This window comes from Actinoplanes sp. NPDC051475 (assembly GCF_040689425.1).
Lineage (GTDB): Bacteria > Actinomycetota > Actinomycetes > Mycobacteriales > Micromonosporaceae > Actinoplanes.
The window spans coordinates 81,865-101,838 of sequence record NZ_JBFAZZ010000023.1 but is presented as its reverse complement, the minus strand read 5'-3'; the positions used below and the strand labels follow the sequence as shown (position 1 = coordinate 101,838).

Sequence of the window (19,974 nt, the reverse complement as noted above, 5' to 3'; positions counted from 1 at the left end):
CCAGGGCGACCGCGACATCAGCATCAACAGCACCAAGACCAGCCTCACCGCGTTCCGCAAGCTGGCCGCGAACCCGATCTTCAACGTCAAGCTCGCCTGAGCACCCGCACGTCACGAGCCGCCCGGTATTGCGCCGGGCGGCTCGTCGCGTTCTGACCCTGTGCGCATCGGCGCCTCTTCACAGCGAAGGCCTGGTTGAGGCACCCAGCTGCCGACGTGGCGACCCCCGAATCCTGCGCCGCCAATCAACAGGCACGCAGAGCCCGCATGAACCCGCCCCGACCATGCCCCTGGGCTCCGGCCACCGTCAGGCGCACGACCGCAGCTCTTCGGGGAGGGACCCCCGTGGTGCCGCCTGACGCCATGGTTCGACCGCCTGCGTACAGGCTTGGCGCAGCGTGTCGGACCACTCCGGCCTTCCCGATTCGGGTGGCGACAGCCGGGCTCGGATGGCGCCGGCCGTGTCGGAGGCCTCGATGAACTCGAGGGCACCCGCGATCGTCCGCTGCCCGCGGTAGGCGGCGCCGGCCTCGTCCATGGCGTACCGGGTGGCGAGCATGCTTTTCGGTCGGTCCTGACGTTCGCCGAATCCCGTCGCGAAGCGCAGGAACGTCATGCTGAGCCAGCGGCGAACCTGCACCGACTCCCGGTACGGCGCGGGGACCTGGGACAGTCTGGTCACGGAGGCCTGCAACGTGGCCAGCTTGCTGTCGACGCCGGGTTTCAACAGGTCGGTCAGGTTGAGTGCGGCGTACGTCGCGGCACAGAGACCGGCGCGTCCCGGCACTGAGGCGTTGTCCGTAGCGATCTGGGTGGCTGCGGTGGTGCCCAGGCGGACGGCGTTCTCATAGTGTCGGACCGCTGCTGCCGGTTTCCGGGTCAGCACCCCGGCGTTGTTCTCGAACGCCGCGAACAGTGCCTCCTCGGCCGGCGAGGAAGGCGAGGCTCCCTGGCGCCAACGGTCCTCGGCCGGCTTCACGGCCCGCACCCCTTGAACGGTGGCCGCTGGTTCGTAGGACGAGAGCAGTGCTTCCTGCTCCATCAGCGGGCGGTGGTACAGCGCATCGACTCCCATCGCCTCACGCTGTACGGGGGTGTGGACGCTTCGGAACAGGGTGTACCTGGTCCACACCGCCCCCTCATAGGCGGCGGCCACCTCCACCTGCACCGATGTGTGGTCCGGGTCGAGCTTCTCGGGTTTCGGCTGCCCGGGGCGGTGGAGGAACAGTTCGACGGTCGCGTCCTTGGCGACCAGTGTCTCGATCGGCGCGAGTTCGTGCTTCTGGGGTACGGACAGCGCGGACAGCGGCTTGAACTCCTTGCCGGTGAACTCCGTGGTGACGTACCCCCAGGGATCGCCGACGAGCGGGAGGGTCGTGATCATCGGCTCGTCGCGGTCGTACCAGCGGAGCCGGCCGGACATCTCGGAGTGCTGGCAGGGGAAGGCGTTTTGGTCGTCGTCCCGGATTCCCAGCTGTTTCGGCCAGTCGGCACCGTCGCGGACCGGTGTGATGAAGAAGCTCATCGGCCGTGACCACAGCCGGTCGTGGGTGAGCCGGACCTCGATGGCCGAGCCGTCCTGTGGAAGGGTGCTCAGTCGCGCCGACACCTCGACATTGCGGATGGGAAGTTTCCGGAAGCGCTCGAACTCGATCGCGTGTTCCCGGATGACCTGATCGGCGGAATCCCGTCGCGCGAGGCGTTCCCGGTAGTCGGCACCCCACGAGAGGCCGTACCCGCCCGCCACGACGGTCAGGACGACGATGCCGGCGAGGGCCGATCGGAGCCAGGCGGCGCGTCTTCGGTGGCGATGGGCGGCGGTCAGGAACGCATGGGCGGCCGGGCTGAGCTCGCACTCCGGTCGGTCGCCGGCCCAGGAACGCACCGTACGCAGCCGCTTGCCGCCGTACAGAAGGGATGGTTCGCGGTCCGCCCGCAGCCAGGCCCGGGCCGCATCCTCCAGGTCCTGCTGAGCCAGCCGGCCAGTCCGGTCGTCGTCCAGCCAGGTACGCAGCCTCGGCCAGCTCCGGAGTAGTGCCTCGTGGGTGATCTCCACCGTGTCCCGGTGTCGGGTCAGGAGACGTGCGGCGGTGAACGCGTCGATGACGGCTGCGGTCGTCGCGGGACGGGTGTCCCCGCCGGCCAGTTCGTCGTGGGGCAGCCGGCGCCGGACGTCCTCGACGCCGTCCCCGATCCTGACGAGGCGCACGAAGAGGGACCGCGCCGTCTGCCGCCCGGCCTCGTCCAGAGCCTCGTACGTGTCGTCAGCCGTCGTCGCCACCGCGCGTTCGATGCCTCCGGTGTCCTGGTATCCCTCGACGGTGAGGGTGGCGCCCTGCCGCTGCTGCCAGCTGGCCCGCAGGGCATGCGCCAGCAGGGGCAGACGCCCGGGCTCGTACGTCGCCGGCGGATCCCCGTCCGCGCCGGCCACGACGCCGAGGTCGCGCAGAAGGAGCGCCACCAGACCAGGCTCGATGTCGAGGCCGACGTCCTGGGCCGGGTACCGGATCGCCTCCCGCAACTCCGTCTCCGTCATCGGCTCGACCACCAGAGGCCGGTCCTGCAGCGCGGCGCTGAGTCGTGGATCCGCGGCACAGGCGGCGAAGTAGTCGGCCCGTACACCAATGACGACGAGGGCGTCCGGCGCGGATTCCCGGGCCGCGAGCAGCGCCAGCTCCTCGATGAAGGCGGTTCGCGCGCCTGGGTCGTCGCAGAGGGTGAACAGCTCCTCGAACTGGTCGGCCACCAGGACCAGCCGTTCACCGGTGTCGGTCACCCCCTCGAGGGCGCTGTGCAACGCCCAGAGCGGATCGGCTCCGGGAGTGAGGACCACCGTCGGCCAGGCGGCTGATCCGGGCAGTGCCCCCTGGCCGAGGCGTGGCAGCAGCCCGGCCCGCAGCAGCGAGGATTTGCCGGCGCCCGACGGCGCGATGACCACCTGCAGGCCGCCGGTGCGGGTCCGGCCGTCCAGCCGGTCGAGGAGCGTGGCGACGAGTCGGTCACGCCCGAAGAACCAGCGGTGGAACTCCGCGTCGAACGGCGCCAGGCCCGGATACGGGCAATCTCGGGGTCCGGCCCCGGCAACGGCACGCTGCCGTGCCCGGACTCCGTCGCCGTAGTGGAGGTGCTGGTCGCGACCGGCCTGGTAGACCTGGGACTGTCCCGATGCCTCCGCCTTGAGGACTACCGGCTGCTCGGAACTCACTGCTCGCCCGCTCCGGCCGGTGAGGTGGCTTCTGTCGGCACGCGCCCATCCTTGCCGAGCGGTTCGCCGCCGGGCCACCGTCGCGGTGAGCACCGACCAGGAGTTCCACAGGTTCGGCGCTTACGCCGACCCCGATCGGGTGGGCCCGCCGTTGCTGCCGCCCATCCGGTTCCGCGATGATGCGGCTCTCGTACCAGACCGGGACTGTACCGAGTGGAGCGCCATGACGGGTCGATCGTGGTGGTGGTGGCTGGTGTCGGGCGCCGTCGTGGCAGCCGTCGGCATCATCTTCCTGGTGCTCGGCCTCGAGTCCGCCGATCGGGTCAGCAGCGGTATCGGCGCCGCGGCGAGCCTTCTCGGGTTGGTGGCCGGCGCGGCCGGCGCTCGTCGGGCCCGGGACCCGCACGCCCCCGACGACCGGCAGGCCGTCAGCGAACCGGTCACCGAGAGGCAGACCGGCGGCGATCCCGCACCCCGACCCGGCGTGGCACCAGCCTCCATGCAGGCGACCGCCGGCGACCGGGCCCGCATCTTCCAGGCCGGCGGGGACCAGCACATCACTTTCGGTCGCGACGACCACGGCGCGTAGCGCCCGGCGCCGTTCATTGCCGGGCCCTGTACCGGACACAAGGTGGGCGCGGGCCGTCCCCGTTTCGACCCGGCGATGGCCGAGCCAGCGCTCCGGAGCTTCGAGATCAGTGCTCCTTCTTGATGACGAAGTAGGAGCCGCGAATCGTTCCGGCCAGCTTCGACTTCTGCCGAGCGAACTTGAACGACCCGAGCTCCTCAGGAACGTCCATCCCGTCGGAGAGCTTGAATCCGACCGCCCGTTTTCCGCCGTCGTCAATGGTGTACATGACGTTGATCGACAGGCCGCTTTCGTAGAAGACGTACGCCATCCGGATGTTCTCGACCTGGAACGCGGTCGCCTCAAGCGGTCGAGAAGAGATGACGATGCCGCGCTCTTCCTCGAGGATGCGGCTCACCCAGGCGATGGTCGATTCGGCGTCGCTCGCAGGCTCAACCGTGAAGGTGTGGTCGTACTTGTTCTTGAAGTACCGGGCCTCGTTCGCCCGCAGCCCGGCAAGCGCAGCCGCAACCGGCGACGACTCCAGGCCGACGGTCGAAACGGTGCCGAAGTCCACCGCATAGGGCATAACAAATTCCTCCGCGTGTAAGCCTGGACCCCGGACCTTGGATACCGGGTTCACGGCTGGAGTCAGCGTAGCGGTGTGCCTGGCCGCGCGAGGTGCGCTTCGCGGTGAGAGCACGACAGCAGCACCTTCGAGCACGCGTCGGAATACCAGCGGTTGTTACGGACCGCACGCCGCCTTGCCGAGCACGGTGGGCGGCAGCACCCGGGTCGCGAAGCTGCGTTGCGTCAAACGGCGAGGAAGCCGGTCCACAGGCCGACGACCCCGGTGATGCCGCCGGCCACGATCAGGGCGCAGAGCGCGATCTCAGTTGGCGTGAAAAGCCGGCGCCCCCGTTCGCTGCGCGCCTTGACGTACAGCAGGGTGGCGGGCGCGAGGATCACCGTGGAAAGCAGCAGGAATTTCTGGCGTCGCTGGTGCCGGATCCCGCCGTGGGCTAGCCGCGGAAGGACTGACGTGCACGGCTCCCGCAACCGCACACGCCTATTGTTACTGAGTTCAGCCGAGTTCCTCGGGCGGCGCGCAGACGAGGTACTGGCGGCCTCCGCCGGCATGGACGTACCGGGCCTTGCGGGCCCCTTCCGGCGCAGGACCGTCGGGCGACGCGTAGAGCGACGGCGGCGTTTCCGAAGGCGACGGCGGAATGTCTTTCGCCCTCGCCACCCCGACGCAGAACACGACCTTCTTGGGGTCCGAAGGAAGCTCCAGCGGCGGCTTGAACGCGGACCCGTACGGATGTGAAACCTTCAACGGAAGCTGCACTGAAGCCGACCCGGACAGCACCGCACCGGCCGGAATCACCGTCCCGAACTGGGTGTACGGCCGAGCCAATCCCACCTTCGGCGGCTGCGCGAACAACCGCTGCGATACCTCCACCGTCTCCTCGTCGCGCGGCACGACCCAGGCACCGGTGGAGTTCGAGACGCCACCGGCCGCGTCGGCGGAGCTTCCGGTGAAGGCAGCGACTTCGCCAGGCTCGTCGTTGCGCAACGTGTACGTCCAGGTCAGCGACGTCGGCGTACGGGCGAACGTCGCGTCGAGCGTGACCGCCACCCGGGGCCCGGGCCGGTCGGGCAGCGACGAGACGTCATCGGCGCAGGCGGCCACGGTGAGAACGGCGGTGGCGGCGACGATCGCGGCGAGGCTGCGGCGTGGGGGCATGTCAGTACGACGGCCGCCGCGGGGCGCCGAGTTCCTCGCGCAGTCCGTTCTCCGTGAACCGGAGGGGATGGTCGGGGTCGATCTGATCGGGGGTGGAGGGGTCGCCGTCGTGGTCGATCGGCAGGCCCGCGGCGACGCGCTCGTAGTTGGGGACTCCGAAGTTGTCCGCGCCCTGGTAGGTGTTCTCGTCCAGGGTGTCGTGGGCGTAGTCGTAGACATGGGCCATCTCGTGGTAAAGGACAGTCACCGGCGGGCTGTTGTGCACCGTGTCGAATGACGGGTTGTACTCGATGGCCCATTCCTCGCCGAAGAGGAGGTTGTCGTCCGGCCAGGGCGCCTTGCCGTTCTCCTCGGTCAGCTCGGAGATGGTCAGGCCGTTGCCGTCGTAGAACCAGTTGGCGCTGTCGTCACTGGCCTTCTGCAGGTTGGCGAGCATCTGCTGGCCGGTCGGCGACGCTCGCAGCATGTCGAGGTCGGCCTCGACGCGGGCGACGAAGTCCGGCGAGCCGGTCACCTTGATGAAGTCGACGTCGTCGGAGAGTTGGACGTTGACGACCCGCTCGGCGCCGGTGATGGTGTCGTCGTTCTGGCCGAACACCTGGTCGTTACCGGCTGCGGCGACCACCGTGTCCCGGCCCCAGCCGGAGTAGAACTTGTCATCGCCGGTGCCGCCGCGCAGGACGTCGTCGCCGCGGCCGCCGGAGATCATGTCGTTGCCCGCTGCTCCGGTCAGGTCGTCGTTGCCCGTGCCGCCTTCGAGATAGTCCTGGCCGGCGTCGCCGTCGATCGAGTCGTTGCCGTCCATGCCGTACGCGGTGTCGTCGCCGAGGCCGCCTCGGAGGTGGTCGTCGCCGGCGCCGCCGTCGAGGTAGTCGCGTCCGTCGCCGCCGTCGAGGGTGTCAGTTCCACTTCGCCCGTACAGGTTGTCGGTGCCGGCGTTTCCGCGGACGGTGTCCGTACCGTCTTGGCCGTCGAGGGTGTCGTCCTGTCCCCCGCCCTCGATCAGGTCGTCGCCGGCGCCGCCTGTCATGTAGTCGTTGCCGAATCCGCCGTAGATGCGGTCGTTGCCGTCTCCGCCGTGCACGTGCTCGACGATGTCGGCGCCGCTCCCTTCGCGGCCGGCGCCGGCGGTGAGGCGGTCGTCGCCCCCGCGGCCCTCGATGTGGTCCCGGCCGTCCAAGCCGAGAATGCGGTCGTTGCCGTCGCCACCTTTAAGTACGTCGTCACCTTCGCCGCCGAGCAGCGTGAGCTGCACGCGGGTGCCCGGGGCGACGTCGATGCTGTCGTTGCCCTGCCCGGCGCGAATCGTGAGGTGGTAGTTCGGTGGGAAGGTGGTGCTGACGCCGTTCACGGTGACGATCTGCTCGCCGGTGCGGGCGTCGACGCGCACCTGAACGGTGTCGTTGCCCGGGCCGGTGTTGAGGACGACGGACTCGCCGTCGTAGATCCAGCTGGTGCCGCGTGCTTCGGGCGGCAGGGTCCAGCCGTCGTCACGGCCGTTGGCGATGGTGTCCCAGGCACCGGCGAGGCTCTGCACCTCCAGGCGGACGGTGTCGATCCTGCCGCTCTGCACGACGAGGTCGCTGTCGAGGTCGGCGCGGATCCGCTGAGCCTCGGAGACAGCCGCGTTGATCGCCGGGATGTCGTCCGCGGTACGCGGCCGGAACGTGACGCTGACGCCGGTCACGGTGGCGGGGACGGCTGCGGACGCGCGGGCCAGAGAGTCGGCGAGCGCGCTCTGAGCGGTCCTCAGCAGATCCGATGCCGCAGCCAACGCCACCGCGAATCCGGTAGCTGCCTCCACCACTTCATCGACACCGCGGCCCAGCTTCTCGCGGTGATCGTGATACGTGTCGGAGGCGTCGCCGGACCAGGCTTCCCCGCGCAGCGGTGCGGCGGCGTCATCCACGGAGTCGCGTCCGGCCGAGGCGGCCCGCGCGAAGGTACGCCACTGGTCCGCGGCGCGGTCCAACGCGCCGGGATCGGCCTCGAGCTGCCAGACGTTGTCGAGGGTCACCGGGTCGGGCGGCGGGATCTGCGGGGAGGTCATCAGATCGGCTGTCGTCCACCGGCGGTCCGCCGCTGCCGTTCGGCAGCCTCGGAGTCGGCCTGCTGATAGGCGAACGCCACCCGGAAGAGCCGGTCGACGTCGCCTTCGTACACACCGACGATCCGGCGCCAGGTGGCATCCATGGCAGCCTCGGCACCGGCGGCTGCTGCGGCGATGGCGGGTCCTGCCGAGGAGTTCCCGTACGCATCGCCCGGCGGCACGACCACTCCCTGCGCTGCCGACCAGCCGTCGGTCATCGTGTCGGCGCCCGCCAGGGTGGCCTTCGCCAACCGGACGATTGCGTCGGGGTCGGCGCGCACCTCATCGGCCATGGGTCGGAGGCTAACAACATGAGGCGAATCAGATGCGCGCCGGCCCGTTGTCGGTGAACGAGTACGTCGTCTTCAGCGGCCCTCCAGCAGTCAGCCCCCTACCCGACAAAACCTGCAGGAACGCCCCCTGGTTGCTGATCGCGTACCCCGAAGGGCCTTGCGGTGTGATGGTGAACAGCTGACCCGCGCGGCCCGCATCGCAGCTCTCCGTCACCACTGCACCGTCTTTCCCGACGCCCAGGCATGACGCCTCAGCGACCTTGAGCATGTACTTGTCGCCGATCGGGCTGAGCACGACCGCGACGGCGGACTCCGCGGACGGGAGAGGGCGGATGACCACCTCGCGCTTGCCTGACAGGATGGGGTCGCTGTCCGCCGGTGCGGTGAAGGAGACCGGGCGGCTCAGTTCCCGGCCGGTGAAGGTGCATGCCTGCTGGGTCAGCACCAGGCCGGCGGCGAGTACGCCGAGAAGCAGGCTGGAACGATGGGGCCGCATGGGGATCCTCCAAGTCGATGGCGCGGCACATGCTCGTCGATCAATGAGTTTCCGGGGTGTGGTCGCGGCGCACAGTGGCACGAATTCGTGAGCTCACTGCTGGGCGGCTTCGGCGGGTGCGCGGCGGGCCGGGCCGGCGATCGCGTATGCGACCAGTCCGCCGAGTGCGAGCAGCCCGGCCGTCACGGTGGCGGCGGCGGTCGCCGGGGGCTGTGCCTGCCACGTCAGGATCCGTCCGATGAGCGGCTCCGACCGGGGGAAGAGGATCGCGGCCAGCGTCCAGCCCAGCGGCAGGAACCATGCTCGGGCGGTGCCCATGGTCGCCGCGCCCAGGGCGGTCAGGCCCAGCAGACCGGCCGCGTCGCGGATCACGAGCCAGGCGGGGCCGAAGCGCGCCCCGGTCGCCAACGTCATCAGCAGCAGTAGCGCTACGACGAGGAAGGCCACCAGCAGGTGGGCGAACCGTCGTGGCGGCCACGGGAGTCCGGCCGTCTTCTCCAGGGCGTCGTCGGGGCCGCCGAGGGTGGCGGTCAGGGCCGCCACCAGCAGTAGGACCGTCAGGACGACCATCTGTACGCCCACCTCGCGTTCGTCGGAGAACGCCGACCACAGTGACCACATCAGCGCCGTGCAGCCGACGGTTGCGGCCAGCGCGATCGGGACGCGTCGGGAGCGCAGGTACAGCGTGAGCCACCTCATCGCTTGCTCCTGGGAAGTACGCCGTCGCCGACGGTACAGTTCTGAGCGGCCTGGCGGAGGGCGATCACCTGGGCTTTCGCCTTGGCCTCGGGCAGCTTCCGCAGGTTCTGCCACAGCTCCACGGCTGTGGAGATGACTTCCGCGTCGTAGGTGTCGTCGGCGACCGGCTCACGTCCGATCAGCCAGTAGGCGGCCGCGAGTTTCTCGTCCGGGCCGGCGTATTCCTCACATCGGGGTGGGCTGCCGAACGCCCCGGACACCATTTCCGCCAGCGCGTGGGTCTCGTTGCCGAGGTGACCGTTCTGGCCGGCCTCGACCCGGTACAGGACGACGTCCTTCTCCCACGGCGGGAAGATCTCGGGGAGATACGTGGTGGTGTCCTCGTCCAATTGGGTGGGCGGGTCCGGCAGCTTCGCCAGGATCGCCAGGCTTTCCCGGGCCTTCGGGGTCACCTCGGGCAGCAGTCCGGAATGGACCCGGCTCACGCACACCCGCGGTTCGCCCTCGGCGCACACCAGTTCCCTCGCCACCGGGTCGATCGCCGCGTTGACGACCCTGTCGTGGTGGGGCATGACCGCGATCGCCAGCGTCGCGCCCATCACCACGGGCAGTAGCGCCGCCACGCGGATGCGCCAGTTGCCGGCCGCGAACAGCATCACGGCGGCGATGGCGAGGGTGGCCAGCCAGATGGCCTGGGAGGCGCTGGCACGGGCGGGCACTGTCGTGTAGGCGTCCGGCATGTTCATCTCGTAGATCGGCGAGAACACCAGGGCCAGCCAGCCCCGGGGACGCGTCGCGCCGGGGATGAGCAGAAGAAGCGCCAGGCCCGCCACGGCCAGTGCGGGCGCGGTCACCGGGGACGGCAGCAGGCGGCCGACCGCCAGGCCCAGCCAGGCCGCGGCGATCAGCGCCAAGGCGCCGACGGCGGTGACGACGAAGACCGACATCGGCAGGTACTCGGCGGTGCCGATGATCCACAGGCCGCCCGCCACCCCCATCGACAGGTATCCGCACACCACCGCGACAGCCATCGCACCGAGCGTCGGTACGGTTCTGTGCGCCGCTGGGCGAGGAGTGCTGGCGAACAGTTCCGCCACGTTCGACCGGTGCTCGCGGCGGGCCTGCCAGGCGCCGGCCGCCATTGCCACGGGCCACAGCACCGCCAGGTAGAGACGCTGGGTCATGGCCAGCTGCATCCATCCGGTCGCGAATTCAATTCCTTCGGCGAAGAAGAGCAGCAGCACGCCGGCTACCAGCAGGATGATCGCGGTGCTGATCGCCGCGGAACGGCGCAGTTCGATGCCCAACACCCGGGTCATCGGCCGGCCTCCGCCCGATACCGGCGCAGCAACGCCGAATAACCCCGCTCCGCCGCACTATCGCCGGCATCGCCGTGACCGCCCTGCGTCACCAGATCGTCCGGAGTGCCCTGATACACCAGCCGACCCTCATTGATCAGCACCACATCCGTGCACGCCGCGACCACATCCTCAACCAGATGCGTGGACACCAACACACACGAATCAACGCCGACATCACGCAGCAGCTCACGAAAATCCAGCCGCTGCTCCGGGTCCAAACCCACCGTCGGCTCATCCAGCAACAACACCTGCGGATCATTGACGATCGCCTGAGCGATCCCGGCGCGGCGCAACATGCCACCCGACAACGTTTTCATCCGCGCGTTCGCCTTACCGGTCAGCCCGACCCGGTCGATGGCCCGCTGCACCGCCCCCGGCACCACCGTCTTGGGCATCTCTTTGAGCCAGGCCATGTATTCGACGAAATCGCGGACCGTGAACCGTGGGTAGAAGCCGAACTGCTGCGGCAAATACCCCAGACCCCGACGCACCCGGCGCAGATCCGCACGACCCCCGACGCCCTCGCCCAACAACGACAGCCGCCCACCCGCCGGCTTGATCACCGTCGCCAACGCCCGCATCAGGGTGGTCTTACCAGCACCGTTCGGGCCCAGCAGACCATGCACACCCCTACCCAAAGCCAGATCCAAGCCGTCGACGGCCAGATGCCGGCCCGCCCGGACCTGCAAACCCTCGGTATGCACGGCCCAGGGATAGGTGGTGGGAGCCGTCTCGGCGTCCATAGTTCGTTTCACAACCAGGAAGACGACACATGATCGTCCACGGTTCTGCAAAAGACGTGACATGGGTCACAGAAGAGTTAATTTGCACCTTGACTTAAGGGTCGGCAATAGCGAGGCTTCCTGACGTCGGCACCTGTCGATACCTTCGAGGAGGCTCTGTGAGGCGCTCTCTGACCGCGGCCCTGGCGGTCCTGACCACGGCCGCCGCCACCGTGCTCAGCCCCGCCGGACCCGCCGCGGCGACCCATCGCGGTCAGCCCGTCACCGGGACGTATTCCGCCGGGGCTGCCAAGGCGTGGCAGCCGCTCCCCACCACGTACGTCGGCAGTGACGCCGGCGCCCCCACCGACGCCACCGTCGTCGTGGACCCGAGCCAGGCCCGGCAGCGATACGCCGGCATCGGCTTCTCGATCGACGAGACCAGCGTCTCCAACCTGTGGAAACTCACCCCCGCCAAGCGCGAGGAGGCCATCCGCCTGCTCGTCGACCCCCGGTCCGGCGCGGGTCTCGACCGGTTCCGGCTCACCATCGGCAGCCCCGACCTCATCGAACACCTGCCGTTCTGGTCGTACGACGAGCTGCCGGCCGGGGTGGCCGAGGACTTCCGGCTGCGGCACTTCTCCATCCAGCGCGACATCGACCTGCACATCGTCGACACGGTCAAGCTGATCCAGCGCTACAACCCGCGGGCGACCTTCTTCGCCTCCGCGTGGAGCGCCCCGGCGTGGATGAAGACGAACAACAAGTTCACGGGCGAGGTGGCGCTGCTGCCCGGCAGCACGACCGCCTACTACCAGGCCGGGAAGCTGCGCGACGACTGCATCGACGTGTTCGCCCGGTACTACGTGAAGTATCTGCAGGCGTACGCCCGGCAGGGGATCCGCATCGACGCCCTGACCCTGCTGAACGAGCCCGGGATGGACGTGGTCTACCCGGCGATGGACATCAGCGTCGCGCAGCAGCAGAAGCTCGCCGTCGCGATCAAGCGGGAGCTGGCCGGCGCGCGGCTGCGCACCGACCTCTACGTGCACGACTTCAACTTCTGGGACTGGCGCGACCCGAACAGCACCGCGACCAAGAACTACTACCGGATCTTCGACGACCCCAAGGCGCTCGCCGCGGCGGACGGCATCGCCTTCCACCCGTACTGGGGTGATCCGGCGGTCATGCGCGAGGCGTACGAGCAGTACGGCAAGCCCGTGCACATGACAGAGACGAGCGATCTCAACCCCGCGACCATCCTGAGCTTCTTCCGGCTGGACGCGAGCTCCTACGTGATGTGGGCGCAGACGACCGACCAGGACGGCGGCACGCTGCACTGGACCGACAAGCGGGACAACAATGTGGACTGGGAGGAGATCGGCCGCACCACCAAGTGGCCGAATCGCCTGGTCAAGGTCGACACCACGACCGGGGATTTCACGGTACGCGATGAGCTGTATGCGATGGGACAGTTCGCGCGCTACCTGACCCCGCGGCACGTCCGGGTCGAGTCCAGCTCGAGCACCGCCGGGGTGAGCAACGTCGTCTATCGCGACGGTGACGACTATGTGGCGATCCTGGGCAACACCAACACCACGGATTCATCGGTACGGGTGGTGCTCGCCGGCCGATCCTTCGTCGTGAAGGTGCCGGCCGGCTCGTATGCCACGTACCGTTGGAAGGCTCATGTCGCACACACGCGCAACCATGCACCGGTCTTGCGGGAGGTTGCGGACGTGACCGCCGACCAGTACGGCACCGCCCAGGTGCAACTGACGGCGACCGACCGGGACCGCGACCGGCTCGCCTACTACGCCGTCGACCTGCCGGAGGGCGTGACCGTGGACGCGGCGACCGGTCTCGTGACGCTGCACCCGACGACGGCCGGCGCGCAGGATCTCACGTTCTACGTCACTGACGGCCGGGCTCGCGACGAGGTCACCGTGCACGTGACGGTCGTGCCGCGCGGCGCGCCGATCGGGGTGAAGGTCGAGGCGGAGGCGTACACCGGGCAGCACGGCTGGACCGACGGCGGCCCGAACTTCGTCGAGACCAACCCCTCGGCCAGCGGCGGACGCAACGTCGGCTGGACCGCACCCGGCAACTGGCTCACCTACCGGGTCGACGTCGGCGCGGCCGGCACCTACGACCTGGAACTGCGGGTCGCCAACGGCACGGGAGCGGTCGCCGCGGACGCGGTGTCCTTCAGGGACGCGTCGGGCGCGGTCCTGGCCAAGGTGTCGGTGCCGGACACGGGCGGCTGGGGTGCCTACCAGTCCGTGCACACGACGGTCGACCTGGCCGCGGGCGACCAGATCGTGACCGTCTACTGCGAGACCGGCGGCTTCAACCTCGACTATCTGCGGTTGGCCGGCTAGACGCAGACGACGCAGGTGCTGTTCGGGTCATCCGGCGGCGGCGTGACCACGGCGACGACCACCCGGTCCGGGCCGTCGTCGGAGGACCGGCCGGCACCTGCGTACGCCCCGAGGGCGAGCGCCAAGGCGGTGAGAGCGGCGAAAAGGGCTAGGTAGAACCGGGAAGACATCAGGACTCCGGATCGGGAATGTCGGGATCGAACGACAGGGAAGGCGGCGCGACGACCCGCAACGAGCCGAGCGCCAGCCCCAGCTGGAACCGGTTCTCCACGCCGAGACGGTCCATGAGATTACGCATGATGCCGGTGACCGAGCGAGCGCTTATTCGCATGCGCTCGGCGGCGGTGTGGTCGGTGTGCCCGGCGGCGAGCAGGGTCACCAGGCCCCGCTCCCGATCGGACAGGACGATCGGCGCGACGGTGTGCTGCTGCGTGACCGCGGCGGCATTCCAGTGCCGGTCGAAGAGCCCAGTCAGCGCCTGCACCACGGGCGCCCGGCCGACCTCGAGGTAGCCGCGCTCCAGGTCCTGCGGATCGGCCGGGAACAGCGCGATCCGCCGGTCGATGAGCAGCAGCTTGAGCGGCACTTCCTCGGCCTCCCGGCGCTGGAAGGTGGTGCCGTTGACGAGGTGCCCGCTGACGTCGAGAGGGTCGCCGTCGGCCGGTGGCATCGCCAGGACTCGCAGGTGCACTCCCCGTTCATACAACTCGATGTCCAGCGGCGCGGCGGCCCGCGCGGAGGTCGCGTCGATGACCTGCTCGTTGCTCATCGAGATGACCTCGCGGATCGGACCGCCGAGCACCTCGACGAGGCGCTCGCGGGTCTGCTCGCGGCTCGAGAGATAGCGCATATCGTCGGCGAACGTGCCGGGCAGGCCGGGGAAGGAACCCAGTGGCAGGGCGGCGCCGACTCCGGAACTCCGCAGCGCGTGCACCACGCCGTGGTGCGTCTCCGCCTTCGTCCGCCCGTCCACGAGCCGCAGCCGCCGCGAGCGCAGCATCGTGACGACCGCCGCCGGCCGCCGCGCGGTCCAGATGCGGGTCGTCGTACGACTGTCGTCGGTGGACACGGCCGCCCCCGACTCGCGCAGCTCGGCGAGCGCCGCGGCGGTGCGCCGCCCGGGCAGCCCCAGCTCGATGGTCAGGATGCGCTCGGTGCGCGGACCGAAGGTCACGAGGGTACGGAAGACGAGATCGGCGTCGCTGGACAGTCCCCAACGGACCAGGGAGGGTACGGCGGCGCCGAGGGGAACCGGAGTGCTCGTCACTCCATCGATTCTCATCTACGACGTCAATCGTCGCTTCCGACGGACGGACTTGGAACGTTGGCCTTGCGGAGGAAGCCGAGCGCGAGACCGAGCTGAAACCGGTTGTCCACGCCGAGCCGATCCATGAGGCTACGCAGGATGTTCGTCACGGACCGCGCGCTGATGCCGAGCTGTGCGGCCGCCGAGACGTCGGTGTGCCCCTGGGCGAGCAGGGCCACCAGCTCACGTTCGCGGTCGGACAGGGTGATCTTCGGCAAAGCGGCTGCTCCGTTCGGGTGTGCCAATCTCGGCCGCATGCAACCACAGCCCCGAGCCGGCGGTCCATAGCTGCCGGATTTGCGGCTTGCCATTGCGCAAAACCGCACCCGCGCGCTTCCGTATCCCGCAAATTCCCGCCCGCTCGGCGGCCGTCCGTTGACCGATCGGGCACTCCCTCAGCAATCTGGCATCGCACGGGGACGAGCCGACCCGCTCGTCGACGCGCCCGGCGATCCGTACCCGCGCCCCGCCGCCACGGGCACGGGACAGGACACGCCGGGAGGACCGGCTCCGACGTTCAGACGGGGGACGTCGGAACCGGTCCGCCCGTTTTCACCGATTCCCACCCATGATCATGCGATCTGATGCGTAATGGTGGTGATGAAGAAGATTCTCGTGATGCTCGCCGTCCTGATCGTCCCGTTCACCGCCGCCCCACCGGCCCGGGCCACACCCCGCGCACCGGTCTCGCCCGCGTCGACGACACCGCCCTACCACGTGGTGCGGCCGGGCGAGACGATCAAGAAGATCGCCGCGGTCTACGACGTCACCCCGGCCCAGCTGCGCGCCTGGAACGGCATCGTGAAACCCAACCAGCCGGGCGTGGACGGGGTCCTGCACGTCGCGAAGCCGCCGATCACCCTCACCGGCTGGCACACCCGGATAGAACGGGTCACCCCGGCCGCGGTCAACTGGGACCCGAAGAAGAAGTGCCCGGTCCTCCCCGCCGACCTGCGCAAGGTCTGGGTCACCTACATCGACTTCTACGGCGCCGCCCGCAGCGGCAGCATCGTCGTCAACAAGGCGATCGCCCGGCCGACCCAGCGCGCGTTCCTCACCCTGTACCGGATGCGCTTCCGGATCATGGGCATGAGCCCGATGTCGCTCAACGCGCCGTGGATCACCGACATGAGCACGGTGACGTCGGGCTACAGCTGCCGGACGGTGGCGGGGAGCAAGACGCTGTCGCAGCACGCGTACGGCCTGGCGATCGACGTCAATCCGGTCCAGAACCCGATGATCAGAGGCACCTACATCGACCCCCGCTCCGGCGTGGATTTTCTGGCGCGGGCTCCGTACCGGCGCGGAATGATGCACGCAACCGGCGCGGCGCGCGCCTTCACGGCGAACGGCCTTTATTGGGGCGGCCGCTGGCGCACGCTCAAGGACTACATGCACTTCAGCCCGAACGACCGCTGACGACCTGGACACTTGGAGATCAACTCCTCTACCGGGCCGTCGTAGGGCCGTCGTCGGCCTGGGGTCGAGGTGTGCCCTTCGACCTCGGTGCTTCAGCTCGTAGCATCCCGATGTGACTTCTGCTCCCGGAAAGCTCTCCCGGCAACAACAGACGCTGGTGGACCAGTGGCTTCCGGGCGCGGTCGTCGACAAGGACCACAGCTGGGGCTTGGTGGAAACCACGGTCCTCGAGATGACCTGTGCGGGGTCGCGGTTCATCGTCAAAGCCGGCGGGGACAACGACCACCACATCGCACGGGAACTCAACGCTCACCTCAACTGGCTACACCCCTGGACCAGCAGAGGCCGAGCACCGACCCTGGTGCACGGCAGCGCGGAGTGGAAGATCCTCGTCACTCGGTACCTCCCCGGTGAACTGGTGCTCGGGAGCAGACACGCCGACGACCCGAGCATCTATCGGCAGGCAGGAGAGTTGCTGGCCCTTCTGCACGCCCAGACCCCCGCGAGGGACGACGACTACGAAAAGCGCGAGAACGAGAAGGCACTGGCGTGGCTCGCCGGAGCACACCGCATCGAGGAAACCATCGTGGAGCGACTGCGAGCTGAGATTTCTGCCTGGCCGACGCCGCCCGCGACCCTCACGCCTACCCATGGTGATTGGCAGCCCCGGAACTGGCTCGTTCACCAGGGCGTCGTGGGCGTTATCGACTTCGGCCGTGCGGCGATGCGGCCCGCATTCACGGATCTCGCCCGGCTGGCCGTGCAGGACTTCCACCGTGATCCTCACCTCGAGGAAGCCTTTCTCACCGGATACGGGACCGACCCCCGCGAAGTGGGCGCGTGGCACCGCAATCGAGTCCGCGAGGCGATCGGGACCGCAGCCTGGGCCTACAAGGCGGGTGACGAGCCGTTCGAAGCACAAGGCCATCGGATGATCGCCGAAGTTCTGCCCCTCTTTGAGAGACCAATGAATCGGTAACTCCCCGACGATGAAATTCCGTACGGCACCTCCACCGTGCGGCGGATGCCGGGCTCCCGAGCAAGGTCATTAAGTGCAGCTCATCGGCGGACAGCGCGTATCCTGTCAGCCGCCGTACGCTGACGCCGGCTGCAATCCCGGTGCTGCACAGACGGGCGATCGGGCAACGGATACCGGGAGTTCCCGTCGCCTGCGCCCGTACCAATCTGCCGTCCGTAGCTTCCCGCGCAGCCTTCTTCCGGTCCATACGGCGCGACGCGTCGACGTACTACCTCGACGGCGATCTGGTGATCGTCTTCGCCCTTCCGGCGAGACCTGGGCGAAGTCTTCGTCGCCAGGATGCCGCCGGACGAGTTCGCGGCCATCGCCGAGGAGGCAGCCGACCTAGTGGACCGGCGGCCGGATTCGGGAGCGGGACCTCGACGACCAGGAGCTGCCCGCGGCGCACGGCGGTGAGCAGGGCCGGCGGCCATGAGGAGCTGCCGTTCCCATCAGCGCGGTTCCAGCAGGGCGACCAGGAAGTCCGAGTCCTCGGTGAAGGGGCGCAGGTCCCAGGTCCCGAGCAGCACTCCCGGCGCCAGGCCGGCGCTTGCGGCGTCGGCCAGGAAGTCGGCGAAGGCGTACCCGCGGTCCGCGCCGAAGCCGATCACGACCCGGCCGCCGAGGGTCAGGTGGCCGCGCAACCGGCGGAGGATCTCCACGCGCGTGCCCGGCGCCACGAAGGTCATGACGTTGCCTGCGGACACGATCACGTCGAAGCGCTCCGGCAGGTCGAGCTCGGAGAGGTCGCCCGCGAGCCAACGGGGGCCGGGGTGGTCCTCGCGGGCGGCCGCGATCAGTTCCGGGTCGAGGTCGACGCCGGTCACTTCGTGGCCTGCTGCCGCCAGGTATGCGCCCACGCGGCCGGTGCCGCAGCCCGCGTCGAGGATCCGGGCACCGCGCGGGACCATCGCGTCGATCAGGCGGGCCTCCCCGGCCAGGTCGGCGCCCTCCGCGGCCATCGTCCGGAAGCGCTCGATGTACCAGCGGGAGTGGGCCGGATTCTCAGCGATCTTCTGCAGCCACAGGTTCTCCACGTCTCGCACCCTGCCAGATGCGGGCAGGCCCGGCCCCGCGAAGGGCCGGGCCTGTGACTCAGGTCGTCACCAGTTGCGGTAGTTGTCCTGGGTCTGCGCGTTGAACTCGTCCGTACGAGCCCGGCGCGCCGGGTTGGTACGGATGTCCTTCAGCTCCAGCACGTCGACGCCCTTGGCGATGTCGTTGGAGTAGATGAAGCCGTTGTACCAGTACGCCGACCAGGAGCCGCCGAGAACGAACTGGGTGGCCGAGATCGGGCCGCGCTCCCAATAGGCGATCTCCTTGGGGTTGCGGGAGTCGGTGAAGTCCCAGACCGAGACGCCGCCCTGGTACCACGCCTGCACCATGATGTCGCGGCCCGGCACCGGCACGAGCGAGCCGTTGTGCGCCACGCAGTTCTCGGTGTCGGTGTTGGTCCGCGGGATCTTGAAGTAGCTGCGGAACTCCAGCTTGCGGTCGCTGCCGCGGCCCACGATGTCGTAGATCGCGTCCGCTCCCCGGTGGGGTCCGATCTCCGGGTTGCAGGTCGCCATGCCGCCGCCGCCGAGCTCGTCGGTGAAGACGACCTTGGTGGCGTTGTTGTTGAACGTCGCCGAGTGCCAGAAGGCGAAGTTCTCGGTGTCGCGGACCGTGGTGATCACGCGCGGCGCCGAGCGGACCGAGATGTCGAACAGCACGCCGTCACCCATGCAGGCGCCCGCGGCGAGGTCCTTCTCCGGGTACGCGGTGATGTCGTGGCAGCCGGTCGTCGGCGCCTGGTTGGCCGGCCCGCCGGGGTTTCCGCCGTCCGGGAACAGCACCGGCGTGGCCACGACCGCCGCGGCGGCCGGGTCGGTCCGGGGCACGCGCACGATGGAGATCTTGTCGTGCGGCAGCGCGCAGTTGGGCTGGTCGGCCCCGGCCAGGTTGTACGACGACACGTACAGGTAGATCGAGTCGTCGCCCGCCTTGCCCGGCACCAGCGTCTGCGTGTGCGAGCCGCACGTCGTCTTGACCGACTTCACGTACCTCGGCGTCGCCGGGTCGCTGATGTCGAAGACCTTGATGCCTTCCCAGCGGTCGCCGGGGGCCGTGCTCGTCGAGGCGGCGTTGTCACACGAGTCGTTCGTGCGCTGCGAGTCCGTACCCAGGAAGAGCAGGTTGCCGCTGACCGAGACGTCGTTCTGTGATCCCGGGCAGAGCACCTGGGCCGCGACGGTCGGCGCCTTCGGGTCGGACACGTCGTAGACGGTGAAGCCGTTGTAGTTGCCGCCGAACGCGTACTCGCCCTGGAAGGCCCAGTCGGTGTTGTACGAGGTGGCGAACGGGCCCGTCTTCGGCAGGAAGGCGACCTGGTTGAGGTTCGGCGTGCTGGCGACCTCGTCGACGCCGGGTGGCGTACCCGGGTCGGCCGGGGCCTGCGCCGCGACGCTGGACGGCGCGGCCAGCAGGCCGGCTACGGCCGCGGCCGCGCTCAGACCCGCCAGGCGCTTGAGCTGCCGCCCTCGTGGGGCAGAGTGCTTCATGAAGCTCCTTCCGGCTGGGGACGCACCGAGAGGCAGGATGTTGTCACGGTCGGTGCGCATTCACGTTCGTCGCTACGATAGTGCTCCGGTACTGAACCGGGGAAGCTTGTTCCGTGGCCGAAAGGAC

Annotated in this window: 19 protein-coding genes; 4 read left to right on the top strand and 15 right to left on the bottom strand. The window is 69.1% G+C overall.

Features of this window, described 5'->3' with window-relative positions:
* Positions 1-307: 307 nt before the first annotated feature.
* Positions 308-3,205 (bottom strand): hypothetical protein, encoded by a 2,898-nt coding sequence (locus AB0368_RS34405; protein ID WP_366158201.1) that lies wholly within the window; start codon positions 3,203-3,205, stop codon positions 308-310.
* A gap of 223 nt (positions 3,206-3,428) precedes the next feature.
* On the opposite strand from AB0368_RS34405, the gene AB0368_RS34400 reads away from it, so the two are divergent.
* The gene (locus AB0368_RS34400; RefSeq protein ID WP_366158200.1) at positions 3,429-3,794 is read left to right on the top strand and encodes a hypothetical protein; all 366 of its coding nucleotides are present in this window, start codon (positions 3,429-3,431) and stop codon (positions 3,792-3,794) included.
* A gap of 106 nt (positions 3,795-3,900) precedes the next feature.
* Here AB0368_RS34400 and AB0368_RS34395 read toward each other — a convergent pair whose 3' ends face one another.
* From AB0368_RS34395 to AB0368_RS34355, 9 genes are all read right to left on the bottom strand, one after another.
* A complete protein-coding gene (locus tag AB0368_RS34395) occupies positions 3,901-4,350 on the bottom strand; it encodes a phage tail protein (protein WP_366158199.1) in 450 nt (149 codons plus the stop codon).
* Positions 4,351-4,586: 236 nt separating this feature from the next.
* The gene (locus tag AB0368_RS34390; RefSeq protein WP_366158198.1) at positions 4,587-4,838 is read right to left on the bottom strand and encodes a hypothetical protein; all 252 of its coding nucleotides are present in this window, start codon (positions 4,836-4,838) and stop codon (positions 4,587-4,589) included.
* Positions 4,839-4,857: 19 nt separating this feature from the next.
* Positions 4,858-5,520, bottom strand: coding sequence for a hypothetical protein (locus AB0368_RS34385; protein WP_366158197.1), 663 nt, complete (start codon positions 5,518-5,520; stop codon positions 4,858-4,860).
* 1 nt (position 5,521) lies between these two features.
* Positions 5,522-7,570, bottom strand: a complete 2,049-nt coding sequence (locus AB0368_RS34380; protein WP_366158196.1) for a M91 family zinc metallopeptidase — start codon at positions 7,568-7,570, stop codon at positions 5,522-5,524.
* A complete protein-coding gene (locus tag AB0368_RS34375; RefSeq protein ID WP_366158195.1) occupies positions 7,570-7,902 on the bottom strand; it encodes a hypothetical protein in 333 nt (110 codons plus the stop codon). Before AB0368_RS34375 ends, AB0368_RS34380 begins: the two co-directional genes overlap by 1 nt.
* 28 nt (positions 7,903-7,930) lie before the next feature.
* Positions 7,931-8,398 (bottom strand): hypothetical protein, encoded by a 468-nt coding sequence (locus AB0368_RS34370; protein ID WP_366158194.1) that lies wholly within the window; start codon positions 8,396-8,398, stop codon positions 7,931-7,933.
* A gap of 93 nt (positions 8,399-8,491) precedes the next feature.
* Positions 8,492-9,097: a hypothetical protein gene (locus AB0368_RS34365; RefSeq protein ID WP_366158193.1), complete on the bottom strand. Its 606-nt coding sequence runs from the start codon at positions 9,095-9,097 to the stop codon at positions 8,492-8,494.
* Positions 9,094-10,416 (bottom strand): hypothetical protein, encoded by a 1,323-nt coding sequence (locus tag AB0368_RS34360; protein WP_366158192.1) that lies wholly within the window; start codon positions 10,414-10,416, stop codon positions 9,094-9,096. The genes AB0368_RS34365 and AB0368_RS34360 overlap by 4 nt, the downstream gene beginning before the upstream one ends.
* Positions 10,413-11,201, bottom strand: a complete 789-nt coding sequence (locus AB0368_RS34355; RefSeq protein WP_366158191.1) for an ATP-binding cassette domain-containing protein — start codon at positions 11,199-11,201, stop codon at positions 10,413-10,415. The genes AB0368_RS34360 and AB0368_RS34355 overlap by 4 nt, the downstream gene beginning before the upstream one ends.
* 158 nt (positions 11,202-11,359) lie before the next feature.
* Here AB0368_RS34355 and AB0368_RS34350 point away from each other — a divergent pair, with 158 nt between their 5' ends.
* Positions 11,360-13,561 carry a carbohydrate-binding protein gene (locus AB0368_RS34350; RefSeq protein WP_366158190.1) on the top strand — a complete coding sequence of 734 codons (2,202 nt, stop codon included), beginning with the start codon at positions 11,360-11,362 and terminating at the stop codon, positions 13,559-13,561.
* Here AB0368_RS34350 and AB0368_RS34345 read toward each other — a convergent pair.
* From AB0368_RS34345 to AB0368_RS34335, 3 genes are read right to left on the bottom strand one after another with little or no spacing between them, the layout of a single operon-like run.
* Positions 13,558-13,731, bottom strand: coding sequence for a hypothetical protein (locus AB0368_RS34345; protein WP_366158189.1), 174 nt, complete (start codon positions 13,729-13,731; stop codon positions 13,558-13,560). The genes AB0368_RS34350 and AB0368_RS34345 overlap by 4 nt on opposite strands.
* Positions 13,731-14,828 carry a helix-turn-helix transcriptional regulator gene (locus AB0368_RS34340; RefSeq protein ID WP_366158188.1) on the bottom strand — a complete coding sequence of 366 codons (1,098 nt, stop codon included), beginning with the start codon at positions 14,826-14,828 and terminating at the stop codon, positions 13,731-13,733. Before AB0368_RS34340 ends, AB0368_RS34345 begins: the two co-directional genes overlap by 1 nt.
* Positions 14,829-14,851: 23 nt before the next feature.
* Complete coding sequence (locus AB0368_RS34335; protein ID WP_366158187.1) at positions 14,852-15,085, bottom strand: helix-turn-helix transcriptional regulator; 234 nt, start codon at positions 15,083-15,085, stop codon at positions 14,852-14,854.
* Between the two features lie 382 nt (positions 15,086-15,467).
* Between AB0368_RS34335 and AB0368_RS34330 the strand changes: the two genes are divergently transcribed.
* Together AB0368_RS34330 and AB0368_RS34325 are read left to right on the top strand one after the other, a co-directional pair.
* Positions 15,468-16,286, top strand: a complete 819-nt coding sequence (locus AB0368_RS34330) for a M15 family metallopeptidase (RefSeq protein ID WP_366158186.1) — start codon at positions 15,468-15,470, stop codon at positions 16,284-16,286.
* Positions 16,287-16,398: 112 nt separating this feature from the next.
* The gene (locus tag AB0368_RS34325; RefSeq protein WP_366158185.1) at positions 16,399-17,265 is read left to right on the top strand and encodes an aminoglycoside phosphotransferase family protein; all 867 of its coding nucleotides are present in this window, start codon (positions 16,399-16,401) and stop codon (positions 17,263-17,265) included.
* A 491-nt stretch (positions 17,266-17,756) separates the two neighbouring features.
* On the opposite strand, the gene AB0368_RS34320 is transcribed toward AB0368_RS34325, so the two are convergent.
* Complete coding sequence (locus AB0368_RS34320) at positions 17,757-18,266, bottom strand: class I SAM-dependent methyltransferase (RefSeq protein ID WP_366158207.1); 510 nt, start codon at positions 18,264-18,266, stop codon at positions 17,757-17,759.
* A 141-nt stretch (positions 18,267-18,407) separates the two neighbouring features.
* Positions 18,408-19,847 carry a hypothetical protein gene (locus tag AB0368_RS34315; protein ID WP_366158184.1) on the bottom strand — a complete coding sequence of 480 codons (1,440 nt, stop codon included), beginning with the start codon at positions 19,845-19,847 and terminating at the stop codon, positions 18,408-18,410.
* Between the last annotated feature and the right edge of the window lie 127 nt (positions 19,848-19,974).

Coding starts and splice junctions, on each gene's coding strand:
- AB0368_RS34400 (WP_366158200.1), top strand. CDS start 3,429: ATGACGGGTCGATCGTGGTGGTGGTGGCTGGTGTCGGGCGCCGTCGTG.
- AB0368_RS34385 (WP_366158197.1), bottom strand. CDS start 5,520: ATGCCCCCACGCCGCAGCCTCGCCGCGATCGTCGCCGCCACCGCCGTT.
- AB0368_RS34380 (WP_366158196.1), bottom strand. CDS start 7,570: ATGACCTCCCCGCAGATCCCGCCGCCCGACCCGGTGACCCTCGACAAC.
- AB0368_RS34375 (WP_366158195.1), bottom strand. CDS start 7,902: ATGGCCGATGAGGTGCGCGCCGACCCCGACGCAATCGTCCGGTTGGCG.
- AB0368_RS34370 (WP_366158194.1), bottom strand. CDS start 8,398: ATGCGGCCCCATCGTTCCAGCCTGCTTCTCGGCGTACTCGCCGCCGGC.
- AB0368_RS34365 (WP_366158193.1), bottom strand. CDS start 9,097: ATGAGGTGGCTCACGCTGTACCTGCGCTCCCGACGCGTCCCGATCGCG.
- AB0368_RS34360 (WP_366158192.1), bottom strand. CDS start 10,416: ATGACCCGGGTGTTGGGCATCGAACTGCGCCGTTCCGCGGCGATCAGC.
- AB0368_RS34355 (WP_366158191.1), bottom strand. CDS start 11,201: ATGGACGCCGAGACGGCTCCCACCACCTATCCCTGGGCCGTGCATACC.
- AB0368_RS34345 (WP_366158189.1), bottom strand. CDS start 13,731: ATGTCTTCCCGGTTCTACCTAGCCCTTTTCGCCGCTCTCACCGCCTTG.
- AB0368_RS34330 (WP_366158186.1), top strand. CDS start 15,468: ATGAAGAAGATTCTCGTGATGCTCGCCGTCCTGATCGTCCCGTTCACC.
- AB0368_RS34320 (WP_366158207.1), bottom strand. CDS start 18,266: ATGGCCGCGGAGGGCGCCGACCTGGCCGGGGAGGCCCGCCTGATCGAC.
- AB0368_RS34315 (WP_366158184.1), bottom strand. CDS start 19,847: ATGAAGCACTCTGCCCCACGAGGGCGGCAGCTCAAGCGCCTGGCGGGT.